We start from the raw sequence: 19,553 nt of genomic DNA on the forward strand, positions 1-19,553 counted from the left end.
AGCCGCTTCGCGGGACCGGGCCGACTACTGACGCCGCGCTGCCCCGAAGCGACCGCTCTGGCATCCGTGGCTCGTTCGCTATGATCCGGACGCGATCGCTTCGATGGCTGTGGGTCGGTATCGTGGTCTGTGTCGTGGTGGGTGCTGTGGTTTTATTGTTGGGAGTGAGTCCGGTTGGAGCTCAAACACACGATTACAAACCTATTTTAAATGAGACTGGCAATCCAAGCCCCATTCGAATAGATCAATCTGAACAAAATATTAGCAATATTGAAATCTTACTCTCAAACCAGACTGATACTGCCAGCAAAATCAGATTATATGTGAATTTAGCTAGTATTGAGTCAAGAGGGGTCAACACATCTTCTGCCTCATTGTCTATTAATAGTATTCAAAATGGTTCTGTAACCAATACTACACAGGTGAATTCTGAGAATAAGACGCTTCTAACAGCAACTATACGTCCAAATGGATCGAGCCGCTCAATACAGATTGACTCCGCTCACATCTCCGGAATGGATACAAGTAATGCCCAAAAATCAACTAATTTAGACTATAATATTACTGTTACAAATAGCACTGAATTCTCTTCTACAGACGAAGTGGAAGTAACGAGTACAGATTCATTCAAGATAATCGATGGTACGATTGAGCTTCATGATCAGGCAACTGGTTCACCTCAACTACATCAAGATACTCGTACAACTATCGGCATAACAATTGACGATCTCAGCGGCAACACAAACTCGACGCTCTTCATTACACGTGGTGATGATAATGAGATAATCGGGATCCGCAGACTTCCAAAAAGTGTCCTTAAGACAAAAGAAACAGTTTCTGTTGAGACGTCCTTTCCTGGAGGTGATGTTAGAGGGTTTTTGATTGCGAACTCTACTTCTGGGATTTCTGATCGCGGTATTAGGGACACCCTTCCTACGAACATAACAGATTCAGCGCTGTCAGAGGATAAAGGACGGATAGTAAATGCTGGTATTGAATTTGCTAATCTTTCGTATGAAGATCCACAATCAGATACTATCACTATTCCCAGTGCTAAAGTTTCTGATACAATTGAGGATGAAACCCCATTTGTGGTTTCATTATATCCAGTCAACTCAACTGGACATATCCGACATAACGAGGCAGTTGCTAGTTCAAGAGTACTAACTGGATGGAATGAAGATGTTAAACTTCACTTTAATACTACAAGCAACGGGACTGGTATTTTCCGAAGTAATCGCTATGCGGCGGCCATACAGCTGGCACGTGGACATAACGCTGGAGATTGGATTTCCTCAAAGGATTCTGAATTACTGCGGAACTCTGACCTAAATAACCACTTTGTTTCTGATGGTGTCGCAGATGCTGGCGTGATCTCAATAGACTCTATCCGCAAAAACGGATCTAGCTCAGAGAGTGTTCAAATCGAGCGTAATCAATCACTGGAAACACCTGTATACTCTGGTCAAATGATCTATTTTAATTCTTCTTTAACTGCGGAGGAAGTTGAGTTACACAGACTAAACGAGGACAACACAACTCGCGTAGTGTCTGTGGGAACTCGATTAAATAACTCAGATCGAGTTGGCTATAATACGTCACTGCTCTCCTCCGGCACATATTATATTCACTCAGGAAAAGGAGACTCAGAAGAGTTCGATGTTATTGGAAAGGACGGAAAAGAGATCTCTCTAAGCGATATCTCAAATCAAGCTATGTATGGAAATTATCTCAGAATCTCTTTGTCACATCGTGTGCCAGGTTTGGAGCTGAATTTGTCTAATACGAGTAGTAGCACCACTACAACACTCGAACTGACAACCACCGAGACGGGTCCGACACCAGTCACGCTCAACACGTACGCGTCGCCCGAATCTCCCTCGGAGTTCGTCACGACCGGGTCCGGCATCGGCGTCGAATCGGTCACGGGAGATACCGCTCCGCTCTCGCCCGGGACGTACAACCTGACGCTGCGGTCGGAGCACGGCACGGAAGTCGCCAACGACACCGCGACGGTCACCGTGGAACCCCGCTCGACTCGCAACCTGACCGCGTACACCACCCGGGCGGTCGCTCCCGGCGAGTTCGAGAACGCGACCGCGGTCCGAGAAGCGATCGCCAACGGAACGCTCACGCCCGCGACGACCGCGAGCGCGAACGACACCGTCGTCTACGCCGTGAACGCGACCGGGCTGACTGGCCTCCCGGCAGCCGCGAACGCGTCGCTGGAGCGAGGTGCGGACCTCGACCGCCTCGACGGCCTCTCGTTCGGAGTGGCGCCGGCGGGGACGGACGACGACAACGAGTCCACCGACGGCGACGCGCTCGGTCGGACGCCGAACGGGTCCGCGGTCCACCTCGACCGGGAGGGCCTGTACCTCGTCGCCGACGGCGAACGCGCGTTCGGCACCGAGACAGCCCCCGATCCCGGTGCGACGTTCGAGGCCGGATTCCGGGTCGACGACGATCGACTCCGTCAGACTGCGGCCGACGACCGGCACCGGGCGACGATCGAGCTGGCCTACGCCGCCGATTCGACCGACGGGGCTACGGACGCCGAAACCGACGACGACTCGACCGAAGCGGGCTCGTCCACCGACTCGGAGACGTCGGGCTCGACCGGCACGGCGGATGGTTCCGGTTCGACCGGCGGCGGTGGTTCGGCCGGTGGCGGTTCGACCGGCGGCGGTTCAGCCGGCGGCGGTTCGACCGGCGGCGGTTCGACAGACGGTGGTTCGGCCGGCGGCGGTTCGGCAGGCGATGGTTCGGCCGGCGGCGGTTCGGCAGGCGATGGTTCGGCCGGCGGCGGTTCGGCAGGCGGTGGTTCGGCCGGTGGCGGTTCGACAGACGGCGGTTCGGCAGGCGGTGGTTCGGCCGGTGGCGGTTCGACCGGCGGTGGTTCGGCCGGTGGCGGTTCGACCGGCGGTGGTTCGGCCGGTGGCGGTTCGACCGGCGGTGGTTCGGCCGGTGGCGGTTCGACCGGCGATCCGAGCGGATCCGGAGGGGGCGTCGGGTCCGCCGACTCGGCCAGCGCCGGTAACGTAACGGACGCGGGCGGTCCGGGTCCGTCCGAAGAGGCGCCCGGTTCGGACGCGAACCGCTCGGCGCCGCGTCTCGGGGTCGGCATCTCGATCGCTCCCGGGACGTCCGATATCCCGCCGTCCGCGGGGCCGCCGGAGCTCTTCGGAACCGGCGGTCCCGAACGCGGCGCGGGCGGCCCCGCGGCGGCGGACTCTGGCTCCGAGGACCGCCGGTCGAACGACGCGGGTGGGAGTGAAAGCGATGACGCGACGTCGCCGGAGTCCGCCGACTCGGTTGAGTCGCCTAAGTCGTCCACGGCAGGCGAGTCGTCCGAGGCGTCCACGGCGAGCGAATCGTCCGCGTCGAACGATCAGTCCGCGGACGAGGCTGACGCGAGCGACCTCGGGTACGACGAGGCGCCGATCCGATCGACCGCGTACGACCTTCCCGGATTCGACGCCGTCGCGACGCTCGCGGCGGTGGCGGGCGCGTCGCTGCTCGCTCGGCGTCGCGGACGCGGGTCGTGATCGGGACTGTGCTCATGATCGCGACGGTGCTTGGGATCGCGACGGCCCGGTCGGCGGGGGCGCCGTCGGACCGGGCCACCGCGGGCAGTCGCCCGCCGCCGATCGCCGGTATCCTTTTGCTCGCCGGTGCCGTTCAGTCGGACATGAGCGTGACCATCACACCGCCGAAGGAGCGCACGTGCGAGCTGTGCGGGCGCGAGGAGCGGTGGGACGACGAGGCCGACGGGTGGCGGATCGCGGACGAGCCCGGCAACGTCTACTGCATCCACGAGTGGGACATCAACGGCTCGTTCGTCCCCCTCGAAGAGTAGCTCCTGACTGGACGTTCTCCCACTCAGGTTGGAATACGTGAGACGTCCGCGAAGGATTTTTGTGGAACACGGCAATCTGTGGCTCCGCCGTGCGTGACTCCTGATCGATCCTGTGGTGTGTGATCTGGTCACCACCCGTGATGAATAATTACCTTATATTCCCTAATGTGTGTACGATGGATCCTACCCCTATCAGGGTCATACCTTTAACTGTTCACTCGAACGCGAGTGTATGACCAAGTCACGTAGTACCACCCGGGGCGTACGCGACTCGGAGTCCTCGGGTCAGGAGGGGGGGCTCGCGGCGCCGACGGACGACCGGTCGAACTGCGGCATCGGGGGAGTCGTCGACCTCGACGGCGCGCCGTCGCACGAGGCCGTCACGGACGCGGTCGAACTGCTCGAGAACCTCGAACACCGCGGGACGACGGGCGCGGAGGAGAACACCGGCGACGGCGCGGGGATCATGGTCGCGCGTCCGGACGAGTTCTTCCGCGAGGTCGTCGACGCGGACCTCCCGGAAGAGTACGCGGTCGGGTCCGTGTTCATGCCGCCGGAGCCGGGCGTCCAGGCGGAGATCCACGACGTCATCGCCGAGGTGTGCGCCGTCTACGGGCTGGAGGTGCTCGCGTGGCGCTCCGTCCCGACCGACAACAGCGACCTCGGCGCCACGGCGCTCGACTCCGAGCCGGAGGTGTCGCAGGTGTTCGTCGCGCCCGTCGACGGCGCGGGGATCGCTCAGCGATTCACCAGCGAGGAGGACCGGTCCGACGACGTCGACCCCGACCTGCGCGGGTTCGACCGCGCGCTGTACGCCGCCCGCCGCGAGATCGAGAACGCGGTGTCGGAGGTCGACGGCGCCGGCCGCTTCTACGTCTGTTCACTCGACCGCCAGCGCGTCGTCTACAAGGGCCTGCTGAAGGGCTCGCAGCTCGCAGACTACTACCCGGACCTGACCGACGAGCGGTTCGCGAGCCACGTCGCCTTGGTCCACGCGCGCTTCTCGACGAACACGCTCGGCGCGTGGCACCTCGCGCACCCGTACCGCAACATCGTCCACAACGGCGAGTTCAACACGATCCGCGGCAACGTCAACTGGATTCGGGCCCGCGAGAACGACCTCGAACACCCGGCGTTCGGGGCCGAGCTCGACACGATCAAGCCGGTGATCGACGACCCGAACCAGTCCGACACCGCCAGCGTCGACAACGCGCTCGAACTCCTGCTCCAGACCGACCGTGATCTCCCGCACGCGCTCCGGATGCTGATCCCGGAGGCGTTCCGCGGCGACGACCTGATGGACGACGACCGCGCGGAGTTCTACGACTACCACGCCTCGCTCGTCGAGCCGTGGGACGGCCCCGCCCTCGTCATCGGATTCGACGGCGAGCGCGTCGCCGGCGTCCTCGACCGCAACGGCCTCCGCCCGTGCCGCTACGAGGTGACGACCGACGACCGCCTCGTCGTCGGCAGCGAGGTCGGCGCGCTCCCGACCGAGCCGTCCGACGTGCGTCGCCGCGGGCGGCTCCAGCCCGGCGAGATCTTCGTCGCCGACCCGGAGGCCGGCCGGATCGTCCCCGACGACGAGGTGTTCGAGGAGCTCACCGACGAGAAGTACGGCGAGTGGGTCGAGGACGGGCAGGTCGACCTCGACGCGCTCACCGACGAGGACGGCGTCGCGGCCGGGATCGACGCCGACGCGGCTGAGGCGGCCGACGAAGACGACAGCGAGGACGCGGAACCGACCGTCCGCGCCCACCAGGCCGCGTTCGGTTACACGACCGACTCGCTGAACCACCTCGTCGAGCCGATGGCGGAGGAGGGGAAGGACCCGGTCGGCTCGATGGGCGACGACACCCCGCTGTCGGTCCTCGCCGACGTCGACCGCCCCCTCTTCACCTACTTCAAGCAGCTGTTCGCGCAGGTGTCGAACCCGCCGATCGACTACATCCGCGAGGAGCTCGTCACCTCGCTGGAGACGCGCATCGGGAACCAGCGCAACCTCCTCGCGGAGACGCCCGAACACGCCGAGCAGATCGTCGCCGACACGCCGGTCCTGACGGACGCCGAGACGGCGGCGCTCCGCGACCTCCCCGGACCGGGCGAACGGACGCCAGGCGACCGCGACGACGACGCGTCCGACGGCCCCTCGTTCACCTCCGTGACCGTCGACGTCACCTACGACCGCGACGGGTCGCTCGTCGACGCCGTGAGTCGCGTCCGCGAGGACGCCGCGGCCGCCATCGAAGACGGCGCCGACGTGGTCGTCCTCTCGGACCGCGCGGTGAGTCCCGAGCGCCTCGCGGTGCCGAGCCTGCTCGCGACCGGGGCGGTCCACCACCACCTCGTCCGCAAGGGGCTCCGCAACCGCGCGGGCGTCGTCGTCGAGTCCGGCGAGCCGCACGAGGTCCACCACCTCGCGACGCTCGTCGGCTACGGCGCGGACGCGGTCGACCCGTACCTCGCGTACGCCTCCATCGCCGACGTGGTCGCCGGCCCGGACGGCGCCGACGAGGACGAGGCGCTCGCGGCGTACCGCCACGCGCTGGAGGACGGCCTCCTCAAGACGATGGCGAAGATGGGCATCTCGACGATGGAGTCGTACCAGGGCGCCCAGATCTTCGAGGCGGTCGGGCTGGACTCCGAGTTCGTCGCCGAGTACTTCGAGGGGACCGAGATCCGCACCGAGGGGATAGGCGCCGAGCAGATCGAAGACGACCTCCGCACCCGCCACGCGATGGCGTTCGGCGCCGATCCCGAGCTTGAGACGATCGGCGAGTACGAACACCGCTCCTCGGGCGTGAAGCACGGCTGGAACCCCCAGACCGTCGGCACGCTCCAGCAGGCGGTCCGGGGCGGCGACTACGAGCAGTACCAGGAGTTCGCGGAGCTGGTGAACGACCAGACCGAGGAGCTGCAGTCGCTGCGCGGCCTCCTGGAGTTCGACTCCGACCGCGACCCGGTCCCGGTCGAGCAGGTCGAGCCCGTCGAGTCGATCGTCGAGCGCTTCTCGACGGCCGCGATGAGTCTCGGGAGCATCTCGCCGGAGGCCCACGAGAACAACGCCATCGCGATGAACCGGCTGGGCGCGAAGTCGAACACCGGTGAGGGCGGTGAGCCGCCCGAGCGGTTCGACACCGAGAAGGAGTGCACCGTCAAGCAGGTCGCCTCCGGGCGCTTCGGCGTCACCTCGGAGTACCTCGCGAACGCGGAGGAGCTCCAGATCAAGATGGCGCAGGGGTCGAAGCCCGGCGAGGGTGGCCACCTCCCCGGGAAGAAGGTCAACGAGATGATCGCGCATGTGCGGTGTTCGACCCCCGGCGTCGGGCTCATCTCGCCGCCGCCCCAACACGACATCTACTCGATCGAGGACCTCAAGCAGCTCATCTTCGACCTGAAGGCCGCGAGCCCCGAGGCCGACGTCAACGTGAAGCTGGTCTCGGAGGCCGGCATCGGCACCATCGCGGCCGGGGTCGCGAAGGCGAACGCCGACGTCGTCCACGTCTCCGGCCACGACGGCGGGACGGGCGCCTCGCCGAAGACCTCGATAAAGAACGCCGGCCTGCCGTGGGAGCTCGGGCTCGCGGAGGCGAACCAGATGCTGCGCGCGACCGGCCTGCGCGACCGGATCCGCGTGTCGGCTGACGGCGGACTGCGCACCGGGCGCGACGTCGCGGTCGCGGCCGCCTTGGGCGCCGAGGAGTACATCTTCGGCACCGCGTCGCTCGTCACCTCTGGCTGCGTGATGGCCCGGCAGTGCCACGAGAACACCTGCCCGGTCGGCGTCGCCACCCAGCGCGAGGACCTCCGCCAGCGGTTCCCGGGTCAGCCCGACCACGTCATCAACTACATGACGTTCATCGCGCAGGAGCTGCGGGAGATCATGGCCGAGCAGGGGTACACGGAACTTGAGGAGTTCATCGGTCGGCCCGGGCTCCTCTCGCAGCGCGAGACGGACCACGAGAAGGCGAAGCACCTCGACCTCTCGGCGGTCATCGCAGAGCCCGCGGGCGAGGCCCGCACGAAGGTCCGCGAGCAGGCCCACTCGGGCATCGACGACCTGCTGGACTGGGACCTCATCGACGAGGCCGCGCCCGCCATCGAGGACGGCGCGCCGGTCGCGCTCACCCGCGACGTGCGCAACGTCGACCGCGCGGTCGGCGCGACGCTCTCGAACCGCGTCGTCTCCGAGCACGGTGGCGAGGGGCTCCCGGACGACACCATCTCCTGCCGCTTCGACGGCGAGGCCGGGCAGAGCTTCGGCGCGTTCCTCGCGCCGGGGATCACGATGGAGCTGTCGGGCGCCGCCAACGACTACGTCGGCAAGGGGCTCTCCGGCGGCCGCCTGGTGATCGACACGCCCCCGGAGGCGGGGTACGACCCGACGGAGAACGTCGTCGCCGGCAACGTCTGTCTGTACGGTGCCACCTCCGGCGAGATGTACGTCAACGGCGTCGCCGGCGAGCGGTTCGGCGTTCGCAACTCGGGCGTTCGGGCGGTCGTCGAGGGCGTCGGCGACCACGGCTGCGAGTACATGACCGGCGGCGTCGTCGCCGTCCTCGGCGACACGGGCCGCAACTTCGCGGCCGGGATGTCCGGCGGCATCGCGTACGTGTACGACCCCGACGACCGCCTCGACGACCGCGTGAATCGGGGAATGGTGTCGGTCTCCGAGACGCTGGAAGAGTCCGACGAGCGCATGCTCCGCCGCCTCGTCGAGAACCACCGCGCGTACACGGACAGCGAGCGCGCGGCCGACCTGCTCGACGACTGGGAGGCCGCGCTCGACGACTTCGTCCGCGTCTTCCCCGACGCGTACGCGGAGGTCATCGCGGAGGGCAAGGGCGCCGACGTGCGCGACGAGCCGCCCGCGCCCGCCGCCGCGGTGCCGGACGCCGACGCCGACGCGACCGGACAGGCGTCGAGCGACGACTGAAGGTCGGAAAAATCGTCTGCGGTCAGTCGAGCGTCTCCGAGTCGACCTCGCTCTCCGCGGTCGCCCGCTCGACCGCGCGGTCGACGTGTCGCTCGCGGGCGCGCTCGACGAACTCCTCCGGCAGCTCGTCGATTTCGCCGGCCTGAACGCCCCAGAGCTTCGCGTAGAGCCCGTCTCGGGCGAGCAGCTCATCGTGGGTGCCGCGCTCGACGACCGCGCCGTCCTCCAGCACGAGCGCGGTGTCGGCGTCGGTCACCGTCGAGAGGCGGTGCGCGATGACGAAGGTAGTGCGGTCGGCCGCGAGGCGGTCGAGCGAGCGCTGGATCAGCATCTCCGTCTCCGTGTCGACGGCCGAGGTCGCCTCGTCTAAGATTAAGATCGCGGGATCCTGAAGGCGTCGCCTTAAGTTAGAGGATGAGGCGGACGATTTCTGAGTGTCTATGGCAGAATTCGACCGCCTCAGCGAACGTATCACGTGGATCGACTTGTCGTTTGTGGAGCGAGATCGAACTCCGCGCTGGGCGATTGAAGTAGGGATCCGCTGTCACTTGGCCGGTATGTCACTTCGGGAGGTAAGTAAACATCTTGAACTGTTTGGGATCAAGCGGAGTCACGTCGCGATCCATAACTGGGTTCATAAAGCTGATCTACAGCCGATCTCGACCGTCTCAGAGGATCAACTCGCGGTTGACGAAAAGATGATCCGACTCCACGGCCAGCAGTTCTGGCTGTACGGCGCGGTTGACCCACAGACGAACGAGATCCTTCACGTGAGTCTCTATCCGACCGCAAATAAACAGACGACGCGATGGTTTCTCACCGAGCTCCACCGGCGCTATCAGCTCGATAACGTGGAATTTCTCGTCGATGACGCAGACTATCTTGGATCAGTTCTCGCTAAAGACGGCTATCGATTTCAAATCATTCGACATGGAAATCGGAATGCTATCGAACGTGTCTTTTGGGAAATAGAACGCCGAACATCATCTTTTGCGAATAGTTTTAGCAATGTCGCGCTAGAGACAGCTCAAAACTGGCTAGAAGCCTTCGCCGTCTACCACAATTCACGCCAAACTTAACGCGACCCCTGAAGGACGACCCGGGCGATGGCGAGCCGCTGGCGCTGGCCGCCGGAGAGCTTCACGCCGCGCTCGCCGATCCGCGTCTCGTAGCCGTTCGGCAGCGAGGAGATGAACTCGTGGGCCTCCGCGGCCTTCGCGGCCTCGATAACGCGCTCGCGGATCTCGTCTCCCTCATCCTCCTCGTCGATCCGCGTGAACCGTCCGTAGCGGATGTTCTCGGCGATGGTGCCGTCGAACAGCGTGGTGTCCTGCGCGACGTAGCCGACCGACGAGCGGAGGCTCTCGACGGTCACGTCGCGGACGTCGTGGCCGTCGACGCGGATGGCGCCGTCCGTCACGTCGTACAGCCGGAGGAGGAGCTTGAGCAGCGTCGACTTCCCGGCGCCGGTCGGGCCGACGAGCGCGACGGTGTCGCCCGGTTCTGCGGTGAAGGAGACGCCGCGGAGGACCTCCTCGTCTGCATCCTCGGGGTCGACGAGGGCGTTCTCGGGGTACGCGAAGGAGACATCATCGTACTCGACGGCGCCCGCGACGCCGCCGTGGTCGGCGGTCGCGCCGCTCCCGTCCGAGCCGCCGTCCTCGTCGGTTCCGCCGGTCTGTTGGCTTCCGCCGTCGCTCCGGGTCCCGCCGCCGAGTTCGATCGCGTCGTCGTCGTCCTCGATGCGGACCGGGATGTCGCGGAGGCCGAACACGCGCTCGCAGGAGGCCTTCGCGTTCTCGTACTGGTCGATGATGTTCGACACCTCCGCGAGCGGGGCGACGAACTGCTGGGTGAGGAGGACGAAGGTGACGAACGTCCCGACCGTCAGCTCCGTGGTGAACGGGCCCGGCGGGCCGTTCGCGAGCCAGAAGCCGCCGACCGCGAAGGTGGCGGCGAACGCCAGCCCGGCGAGCAGCTCCATCCCGGGCCGGTAGATGTAGTTGAGTCGGAGGATCGACATCGTGCGCTTGAAGTACGAGAACGAGGCGTTCTCGACGCGCTCGCTCTCGTGGGCCTCCGTATTGGAGGTCTTCACCAGCTCGACGCCCGAGAGCGCGTTTTCGAGCGCGGTGTTCAGATCGCCGACGACCGAGCGCTGGGCCACGTACCGGGGCTCGACCGCGCGCATGAACCAGAGCGTGAAGAGGAACATGAGCGGCACCGCGGCGAGGGTGACGACGGCGAGTTCGTAGTTGTAGTAGACGAGGACGGTCGCGATGCCCACGAGCATGACGCCGAGACGGGCGGAGTTCTGGAGGGCGTTATCGAGGAAGACCTCCAGGTTCGAGGCGTCGTTGTTGAGGACGGACATGACCTCGCCGGTCTGTTTGTCGTCGAAGAAGGTCATGTCGAGCCGCTGCATCTGGTCGAAGGAGTCGGTGCGGACCGCGTGCATCACGCGGTGCGCGAAGTTGTTCGCGGCGATGCCGTAGATGTACGTGAACACGCCCGTCACGATGAACGAGCCGAAGATGAGCAGCACCGAGAGGCGGAACTGCGCGCCTGATTCCGTGGGGAGCCACGCGTCGGGGACGATCGGGAGCGTGTAGGGGCCGGTACCGGTGAAGACGGCGTCGATGGCGACCCCGAGGACGACCGGCGGGATCAGCCCTGCGACGCGGGCGACGACGTTGGCGACCATCCCGATGACGAGCCAGTGAGCCTCCGAGGCCCCGTACTCGCGGAACAGCCGACCCAGGGGTCGGTCGACCCGGTCGCGGTACACTTCGAAGGCGTTGCGCTCGTCGGCAGCCATAGGGGTAGGAGCGCTGCGATCCCCATGTATCCGGCGGCTTCGGCGGCCCGTTCCGGGTTCCGACGATCGCTATTCTCGACCTGCCGATCATTTATAAAGAACCGACCGAGTGCGGTGGCGCGTGCCTCCGAGCGCCCACCGGGCGCGAGGAGCACGCGCGAGGGACGCCGTGAGCGACGGGCGACCGAAGGGAGCCCGGAGCGAACGGCGAGGCTGGGGAGGTGTGAGGCTGCGGTGCTGTGCGGGGCGGGACTCAAAGGGGCAGCCGGGAGGGCGGCGCAGGCGACGTAAGCACTGGAAGGAGCGAACGGAGTGAGCGACTGAAGCGCGCAGCGAGCGTGCGCCGCCCTCCCGGCTGGGGCTTTGGGGGTGTTCGTCGTCGATCCGTGATCATCCATTTATAAGCGAGCGGCTGGGGCTTTGGAGGCGTTCGCCGCTGATCCACCAGCTACCATTTATAAATGTCATACCTCAACGCCTGAAGCGGCGACCGACTCGTCTCAGCGAGAGTGATCTGGTCGCCGGACGGTTTAATAAGCGCCGCTCGAACCCACGTACGTGGACGAACTCGTCGTGAGTACGGAGGTGTACGCCGACCCGGAGGAGGTGTACGCGTTCCTGCTCGATTTCCCGCAGTACGCGAACTACTCCGAGTACCTCCGCGAGGTCCGAACCGTCACCGGCGACGGCGGTCCCGGGACCGAGTACGCGCTCACGTTCGCGTGGTGGAAGATCTCCTACACCGCCCGCTCGGAGGTGACCGGCGTCGAGCCGCCCGAACGGATCGACTGGGAGATCACGAAGGACATCGACGCCGGCGGCTGCTGGCGCGTGACGCCGCCCGAAAGCGTCGAGCGCGACGGGGATTCCGCCGACACGGACGCCACCCCGAGCGACGACGCCCCCTGCGAGGTCGCGCTCGAAGTCGAGTTCGACCCCGGATCGGCCAGCTCCGACGCGCTCGACCTCCCGCGGCTGGTCTCGTTCGACTGGGTGCTGAAGAAGGCGATTCCCCTGATCAGAAACGAGGCGGAGCGCGTCGTCGAGCGCGCCGTTCAGGACTTAGAGGGGTCGACGCGCGATGTCGACCTCGACGTGTACGTCGACTCCGCCCGGATCTGAGCGCGGGCGGAGCGCGGCCCCGCCGGTCCGCGATTCGAAGCCCTTAAGATATTCACCGCGGAACGAACGAATGCGTTCGCGGGCTCGTAGATCAGTGGTAGATCATCCCCCTGGCACGGGGAAGGCCCGGGGTTCAAATCCCCGCGAGTCCATTCCTTCACTCCCTTCGGTCGTTCAGTCGTTCCCTCGCGTGGTCCCACTCGCTCACTTCGTTCGCTCGCGGGACCCCCGCGAGTCCACTCCTGTGCTCCTCTCTGTCGTCTGCGTAGTCGATGTATTAAACTAAGGCCCTAATCGACAGTTGGGCGAGAAGGGGCTGCTTCTCACCATAGAATTATCATTCACCGCTGTCATGAACTCACATGAACTGCGAGGTGTGTGGGGAGGCGGATTCGATGTCCTACACCTGTTCTCGCTGCGGAGATACATATTGTGTCACTCACCGGTTACCTGAGTCTCACGATTGTACTGGCTTGGCAATAGATAAAGCTCAACGCGAGATGATTCGAGCCGAAGGCGGAGAGATACCCTGGTTCGATGACGAAAGCGGGCAACCCCTAAGCGAGGGCCGTGAATCAGCAAACCGAAACAGCCAGTCCAACCTCTGGCCCAATACGATCCTTCTCGTCTTCATTGCCCTCCTCGCTGTACTCAGTCTCGGTTACTTCACATTCAGTTTCCTCGGAATTTTCCTGTAGGATCACACGGTTAACCCGATCTCGACACCAGCGGATCCAAAAGCGTTCGACCTTGTCCAGTCCTTTATCACTTGTCGGACAGTTCCGCATTAGGTGAACTGCGGTGGCTAACTACACGTGGTACGCCATCCTCGAACGACTTTCGCGCGACCACAGTTACGCCGTCTCGTCGGCGTCGTCGAACCAGAGAACGTCTGGTTCTGGCGCGTCTGTATCCGCCTCGCGGGCTTCCTTCGTCAGTTCGACGGCCTCGTCGAGGTTCGAAAGCGCCTCCTCGCGCGTCTCCCCTTGGCTGGCGACGTTCAGCTCTTGGTCGATCGCCGACCATCCCCCCTCATCCTCCTCGATCAGGCGGATCTCCCGGCCAGTACTCATTGGTAGTGGTAGTTGTCACCGTGGAATAAGCGTTCTGTCGCTCGGAGACTATGTCGAAGGGCGATCGGTCTCGCCCGCTGCTTACTCCGGCCACGCCTCCCGCTCCCGCCGCTCCGCCTCGCCCGTGAGCTCCGGCGGCACCTCGTCCAACAGCACCGGCGCCAGCGACGCGCCGACGTGCCACGCGACGACCTCCTCGTCTAGCTCCTCCAACCGCACGTCCTCCTGGCCGTAGTACTCGCCGTCGACCGTACAGGACCCGCCGCCGTCGGCGAAGCAGACGTCGCCGGCCTCGTCGTAGGTGATCTGGACGTGCGCCTCCCGCGCGCTGTCGACGAACTCCCACGAGAACCCGTCGCTCCCGGCGAGGTCGTCGCGGCCTGCGAAGTAGTCGAGCGCGGCCGCGACCTCGTCCTCGACGGGACCCGTGACCGCGCCGTCGTCGGCGCGCAGGTGGACCTTCACCGGCTGGTGGGTCGCGAGCGTGCTCGTCGCGCTCATCAGCCCGGCCGGCTCCTCGCCGTGTTCGAGCCCCTGGACGTGGCCGAGCTCGTGGATGATCGTCGCGTTCATCTCCGCGTCGGAGATCCGGGGGTCGACGGTCGCGGTCATCGGCGTCCGCGGCTCATCGACGAGGAGGTCCGCGCAGCCGAAGTACCGCGTCTCGTTGGTCTCCTCCACGCCGCACCGCTCCACGCGGTCGAACCGGAGGACGACGTCGGCGCGGTCCTCGTCGTCGACGCGCTCGTACTCGACCGGGTAGCCGAGGTAGCGCTCGTCGGTGCGCTCCCAGTACCCCGTCGCGGCCCCGACGACGTCCGAGACGTTCCGGTCGACCGCCTCGTCGTCGACGTAGAGCGCGAGCGTCGTCTTCCCGTACGGGCTCGGGTGGATCACCGAGACGGTCCGCTCGCGCGTCCGGTTCGCGGTCGTCACGACGACCGGGTAGTCGCCGCCGTCGAGCCGTACGTCCGCGAACGTGACGGAGACCTCCGCCTCCGCGCCGCCGTCGAGCGCGAGCGTCCGGTTCGCGCTCGCGCCGCTCCCGTACCCGATCCGGACCGTCTGGTTGCCCGCCAGGTCGCCCACGTTTGTCACGGTCGCCGTGACGGAGAGGTCCTCGCCGTACGCTACGCTCTCGGGGGCCTCGATCTCGGAGACCGCGAACGACGCCGGCTGCGCCTCCTCGACGACGATCATGCGAGTCGCCGTCGCCTCGCCGACGGCCACCCTGATCTCGTGTTCGCCCGGGTCGAGCGCCGCGGCGTCGATCGGGGCCATCACCGTCATCGTCCCGTTCGCGGGGACAGACCGGTTCTCGGCGAGCAGCGTTTCGTCGCCGACGCGGACCGTCACCCGGACCGGGTCAAGCGTCGCGTTCGGGCTCTCCGATCCCCCGCTCCCGCCCCCGTCGCTGCTGTCGTCGCCGTCGTCCGCGAGACCCTCCCACCGAACGGTCGCCTCGACCGTCGCCCGTTCGTCGTGGCCGAGCGACTCCGGCGCGTCGACGGACTCGATCGACGGCGACGGCGCTCCGAGGGGTCCGGCTAGCTCCCCGCCGAGTCCGCCGCAGCCGGCGAGTACCACGAGCAGGGCGACGGCAGCGACGGCACTTGCGTTACGCATCGGTCGTCTTCCCGTCGGGACCGGACACGGTTAACGTTCGTTTCAGCTGTCGATCAGGTGTGGGGACCGCTCACCGCAGCGTCGACGTCGGGACGACCGACGGGAGCACGCCGCCGCCGGTCGCGTCCTCCACGACCGCCTCGGCGACGTGTTCGCCGCTGAGCAGGCACATCGGCATCCCGATGCCGGGGTTGGTATACGCCCCGACGTAGTAGAGGCCGTCGACGCCGGGCGCGCGGTGCGCGGGGCGGAGCGGCCCCGTCTGGTCGAGCGTGTGCGACAGCGCCAGCGCGGTGCCCCGGGGCGCGTTGAACCGCTGCCGGAAGTCGGAGACGCAGGCTGTCTCCTCGAAGACGATCCGGTCGCGGAAGTCGACGCCGGCGTGCTCGGCGAGGTCGTCGAACACCAGCTCGCGGAACCGCTCGCGGGTCTCGGGGTCGTCCTCCAGCCCAGCCGCCAGCGGGACGAGCAGGAAGACGGCCTCGTGGCCGTCCGGCGCCGCCTCGGGGTCCGTCTTCGAGGGGACGTGGACGTAGTACGCGGGGTCGTCGGGCCACCCCGGCTCGTCGAAGATGGCGTCGAAGTGCGGCCGCCAGTCGGTCGGGAACACGAGCGTGTGGTGGTCCAGGTCCACATCGCCCTCGACGCCGAGGTACGCGAGGTACGCCGAGGGTGCGTACGTCCGCGATTCCCAGTACGACTCGCGGTCGACGGTCCCCGCGGGGAGGAGCTCGCGCTCGACGTGCGGCGGTGCCGCGTTCGCGACCACGCGATCGAAGCGGTCGCTCGCCGTCGTTGCGGCCGGGTCACCGTCTCCGCCATGCCGCTCCGTCTCGACCGTGAACTTCGGGACGGACGCGGCGACCGACGGCTCGATCGCGGTCACCGGCTCGCTCGTCCGGATCGAGACGCCGAGCTCGCGGGCGAGGTCGGCCATCGCGTCGACGACGCTCGCGATCCCGCCGATCGGGTGGTAGACGCCGAGGTTCATGTCGACGTGGCTCATCAGGGTGTAGATGGCCGGCGTGTTGTACGGCGACCCGCCGAGGAAGACGAGCTTGTACTCCGCGATCTGGCGGAGCTTCTCGCTGTCGAAGTAGTCGCCGACGTACTCGTCCATCTCTCGGAGCTTCGGGAGCGCGCGACCGGACCGGAGCACGTCGGCGTCGACCATGTCGCGCAGCCGCGACCGGCTCGGGTAGACGAACCGGTCCATGCCGAGCTCGTACGCCTCTTCGGCGTCCGCGAGGTACTCGTCGAGGACCTCCCCCGCGCCCGACTCGTAGGACTCGAACAGCGCCTTCTGGCCCGCGCGGTCCGCCGGCATCGACGCGCGGTCGCCGTCCTTCCAGATCACCTCGTACAGCGGGTCGAGCTCGACGAGGTCGTAGTAGTCGTCGGTCGACCGCCCGAACTGTTCGAAGAAGCGGTCGAACACCTCCGGCATGAGGTACCACGAGGGGCCGGTGTCGATCCGGAACCCGTCGCGCTCGATCCGCCCGGCGTACCCGCCGGGGTGGTCGTTGCGCTCGAACAGGGTCACGTCCGCCCCCGCGTCGGCGAGGTAGCTGGCCGCGGAGAGGCCGCCGAAGCCGGCGCCGACGACCGCGATCGACTCCCCGGCCAGCGGTTCGTCTGCCCCTGAGGGTCCCGCGTCCGGTTGGGGTGACATTACCTCCGACTACGCGTCCGGGGAGGTTTACCCTGCGGTCATACCATGTTAGGGGCGCCGCAGTCGGTCGACTCTTGGGGGCCGATCATTCGTCGTCTCCGACGCCGTCGCCCTGGAGCCGTCGGGCGCCGAGCGCGAACAGCCCCAGGCCGATCAGGTAGAGCCGCCACCCGCTGTTGGCGATCGGGAACCGGCGGTCGACCGGCTCCTCGACGTCGACGTCCGGGTCGCGCGGCTGGACGGGGTTGCTGACGTGGACCGACTCGCTGGTGCCGCCCGCGCCCGCGTCGACGGTCCGTGACCCCGTCTCCGGGTCGAGGCGGACGTCGACGAACGTTTGGACGAACCCGTCGGCCGTCGAGTAGAGGATCTCCCCGTCGAGGTGGAAGAACCGGTCGCGGAGCGGCCAGAACGCGTTCACGCCGTCGAGGTGGGTCCAGTCGATCGCGACGTGCGCGAAGACGTGGACGAAGACGGCGACCCACGCGACCGCGATCCACCGCGGTGAGAGCCGCTCCCGGAGCCACGACTCCGCTCGGACCCGCGTGTCGTAGTACAGCGCCAGCGCGGCGGCCGCGGGGAAGACGAAGTTGTGCCCGACCGTGCGGTGCGCGCCCGCCATGACCACCCCGAGGAAGCTGTCGGCCTCCGGTATCACGAGGACGACGAGCAGGACCGCGAGCGCCCGCCGGTCGTAGTACGCACCGAGCAGCCCCGCCGCGAGCAGCAGCGCGAACCCGGCGTGGACGACCGTCGAGGGCATCAGCGGCTCACCCCGCCGTCGGTCTCCGCGTCCCGATCGCGGGACCGGAACCGGACCGCGAGCGTCGCGGCCGCGGCGGCGACGACGACCAGCTGCCACCCGCCGTCGACGAACCGGAACTCGCGGTCGGCGCCCGGATCGAGGCCGGGCCGGCCGTCCGGGTTGACCCACGAGGCGACCGGGTCGGCGACCGCACCGCCGACGCGCTCTAAGGGCAGGATTCCCGGACCCTCAGCGCCGAGCGTCAGGAACGTCTGGACGACACCCTCCTGCGTCGAGAACACGAGTCGCCCGCGGACGACGTAGCGCGCGTCCTCCAGCGGGTACAGCAGCGCCGCGCCCTCGCCGGCGAACAGCGCCGAGCCGATCCCGGCGACGACGAACGACGCGAGCGCGGCCCACCCGACCCGCACGCCGCGGGGGCCCCACCGATCGCGGAGGCTCGACCCGGGGCGCAGCGTCGTGTCCCAGTAGAGGAGCACGCCGGCGAGGAGGGGTAGCCAGACCGCGTGGAGGAGCGCGTTCGTCGCGCCCGGGACGACGAGGCTCGCGGCCGCGTCGAGGGAGGGGAGGACGGCGGCCGCGACGACGACCGCGACCGCGCGCCGGTCGAACGCGGCGCCGAGCAGGGCCGCCGCCAGCAGCGCGCCGACGGCGGCGGCGACGAGCGTCGGAGCCATACCGCCCCTGACGATCGCACGAGGATAAGCGCACCGGGGGCGGAAGTCGCCGCGATACCGCCGGATCAGGAGCCGTCTTCCGCCCGGTTCGGGCCCTCGTCCGAGCCCGGCTCGACCGCGTCCGCCGGGATGAACTCGTCGGCCTCGGGGGGCGAAGCTTCGGTAGGCTCGGAGCCGGTGGAGGCTCCGTCGGTCGCCGCCGACCCCTCGTCGGTCGTCGCCGGGTCCTCTTCGGTCGTCGCCGGGCCGTCGCCGATCGCCACCGGGTCCTCGGCCGGCGTCTCCGCGTTCGTCCGGGGCTCTCCGAGCAGCGCGGTCGTCATCTGCCGGCAGACGTACGCGACGAGGTTCGTGACGTGGAGCGCCGCGAGCACCGCGCCGATTCCGACCGCGACCGCCAAAAGCGCCTCGGGGAGCGTGTCGATCGCCCACGTCACCGGCTCCCCGTCGGACTCGCCGAAGGTGGCCACGTGGGGGTACCGAAGCGGGGCGAGGATCAGCGGGAGCCCGTTCGCGAGCGCGACCAGCGGGACGAACGCGACCACGGTGACGAAGAACTTCAGCGAGAGGAAGCCGACGCCCCGCCACGTCGACGCCGCGTCGACGTACTTCTTGACCCCCGCGAGCGCGCCGCCCGCGTCCTCGGGCACGTCGTCGTATCGGTCGAGATCCGTGCCCAACAGCCCGTTGGCGAGCCAGCGCTCGAAGCCGGCCGCGATCCGGGCGCCGATCAGCGTCGCCAGCAGGACGACGAGCCCGACCAGCACCACGGAGAAGAGGAGTCCGAACACGAACCCGAACGAGAACAGCATCGAGTAGACGAACCCGAGCGGGATCGCGAGCAGGAGGTACAACAGGTGTCTGTACGTTCGGCCGTCGACGAGGACGCCGACGACCGGGAGGGTTGAGAGTGAACGGAGGGAGACCATGCGCGGCCGTAACATTTCTCTCCGCCGACATAAATCGATCGCAATCGACGGGGCCCGAGAGAGTTCAAAAGCGGG

The 19,553-nt window shown here is 66.6% G+C and carries 12 protein-coding genes, 1 tRNA gene and 2 pseudogenes; 7 read left to right on the top strand and 8 right to left on the bottom strand.

Going from position 1 to position 19,553, the window contains the following annotated elements; translation table 11 throughout:
* The first annotated feature begins 1,814 nt into the window (after positions 1–1,814).
* The 3 genes from ACOZ35_RS00905 to gltB all read left to right on the top strand — a co-directional run bounded on the left by ACOZ35_RS00905 (position 1,815) and on the right by gltB (position 8,795).
* The gene (locus ACOZ35_RS00905) at positions 1,815–3,548 is read left to right on the top strand and encodes a hypothetical protein (protein WP_424016091.1); all 1,734 of its coding nucleotides are present in this window, start codon (positions 1,815–1,817) and stop codon (positions 3,546–3,548) included.
* A 143-nt stretch (positions 3,549–3,691) separates the two neighbouring features.
* The gene (locus ACOZ35_RS00910) at positions 3,692–3,859 is read left to right on the top strand and encodes an HEWD family protein (RefSeq protein WP_424014623.1); all 168 of its coding nucleotides are present in this window, start codon (positions 3,692–3,694) and stop codon (positions 3,857–3,859) included.
* A 232-nt stretch (positions 3,860–4,091) separates the two neighbouring features.
* Positions 4,092–8,795: a glutamate synthase large subunit gene (gene gltB, locus ACOZ35_RS00915; RefSeq protein WP_424014624.1), complete on the top strand. Its 4,704-nt coding sequence runs from the start codon at positions 4,092–4,094 to the stop codon at positions 8,793–8,795.
* 22 nt (positions 8,796–8,817) lie between these two features.
* Here the strand turns inward: gltB and ACOZ35_RS00920 are convergent.
* Positions 8,818–9,189: pseudogene (locus ACOZ35_RS00920) on the bottom strand (hypothetical protein); the annotation flags it as partial.
* A gap of 46 nt (positions 9,190–9,235) precedes the next feature.
* Between ACOZ35_RS00920 and ACOZ35_RS00925 the strand changes: the two are divergent.
* Entirely contained in the window at positions 9,236–9,874 is a 639-nt protein-coding gene (locus ACOZ35_RS00925; protein WP_424014625.1) for an IS6 family transposase, read from the top strand.
* An 8-nt stretch (positions 9,875–9,882) separates the two neighbouring features.
* Here ACOZ35_RS00925 and ACOZ35_RS00930 read toward each other — a convergent pair.
* Positions 9,883–11,613, bottom strand: a pseudogene (locus ACOZ35_RS00930) (ABC transporter ATP-binding protein); the annotation flags it as partial.
* A gap of 558 nt (positions 11,614–12,171) precedes the next feature.
* Here ACOZ35_RS00930 and ACOZ35_RS00935 point away from each other — a divergent pair.
* The 3 genes from ACOZ35_RS00935 to ACOZ35_RS00945 all read left to right on the top strand — a co-directional run bounded on the left by ACOZ35_RS00935 (position 12,172) and on the right by ACOZ35_RS00945 (position 13,433).
* Complete coding sequence (locus ACOZ35_RS00935; RefSeq protein ID WP_424014626.1) at positions 12,172–12,735, top strand: SRPBCC family protein; 564 nt, start codon at positions 12,172–12,174, stop codon at positions 12,733–12,735.
* Positions 12,736–12,815: 80 nt separating this feature from the next.
* Positions 12,816–12,887: transfer RNA gene (locus tag ACOZ35_RS00940), tRNA-Ala, on the top strand.
* 210 nt (positions 12,888–13,097) lie between these two features.
* The gene (locus tag ACOZ35_RS00945; RefSeq protein WP_424014627.1) at positions 13,098–13,433 is read left to right on the top strand and encodes an AN1-type zinc finger domain-containing protein; all 336 of its coding nucleotides are present in this window, start codon (positions 13,098–13,100) and stop codon (positions 13,431–13,433) included.
* A gap of 156 nt (positions 13,434–13,589) precedes the next feature.
* Here the strand turns inward: ACOZ35_RS00945 and ACOZ35_RS00950 are convergent, their stop codons facing one another.
* From ACOZ35_RS00950 to ACOZ35_RS00975, 6 genes are all read right to left on the bottom strand, one after another.
* Entirely contained in the window at positions 13,590–13,808 is a 219-nt protein-coding gene (locus tag ACOZ35_RS00950; RefSeq protein ID WP_424014628.1) for a type II toxin-antitoxin system HicB family antitoxin, read from the bottom strand.
* Between the two features lie 81 nt (positions 13,809–13,889).
* Positions 13,890–15,434, bottom strand: coding sequence for a matrixin family metalloprotease (locus ACOZ35_RS00955; RefSeq protein WP_424014629.1), 1,545 nt, complete (start codon positions 15,432–15,434; stop codon positions 13,890–13,892).
* A 70-nt stretch (positions 15,435–15,504) separates the two neighbouring features.
* The gene (locus tag ACOZ35_RS00960; RefSeq protein WP_424014630.1) at positions 15,505–17,106 is read right to left on the bottom strand and encodes a phytoene desaturase family protein; all 1,602 of its coding nucleotides are present in this window, start codon (positions 17,104–17,106) and stop codon (positions 15,505–15,507) included.
* A gap of 85 nt (positions 17,107–17,191) precedes the next feature.
* Positions 17,192–17,869 (bottom strand): metal-dependent hydrolase, encoded by a 678-nt coding sequence (locus ACOZ35_RS00965; protein ID WP_424014631.1) that lies wholly within the window; start codon positions 17,867–17,869, stop codon positions 17,192–17,194.
* Positions 17,869–18,549, bottom strand: a complete 681-nt coding sequence (locus ACOZ35_RS00970) for a hypothetical protein (RefSeq protein ID WP_424014632.1) — start codon at positions 18,547–18,549, stop codon at positions 17,869–17,871. Before ACOZ35_RS00970 ends, ACOZ35_RS00965 begins: the two co-directional genes overlap by 1 nt.
* Before the next feature lie 65 nt (positions 18,550–18,614).
* Positions 18,615–19,478, bottom strand: coding sequence for a sensor domain-containing protein (locus ACOZ35_RS00975; protein WP_424014633.1), 864 nt, complete (start codon positions 19,476–19,478; stop codon positions 18,615–18,617).
* Positions 19,479–19,553: the final 75 nt, after the last annotated feature.

Source organism: Halorubrum xinjiangense, from assembly GCF_049604745.1.
Lineage (GTDB): Archaea > Halobacteriota > Halobacteria > Halobacteriales > Haloferacaceae > Halorubrum > Halorubrum xinjiangense_A.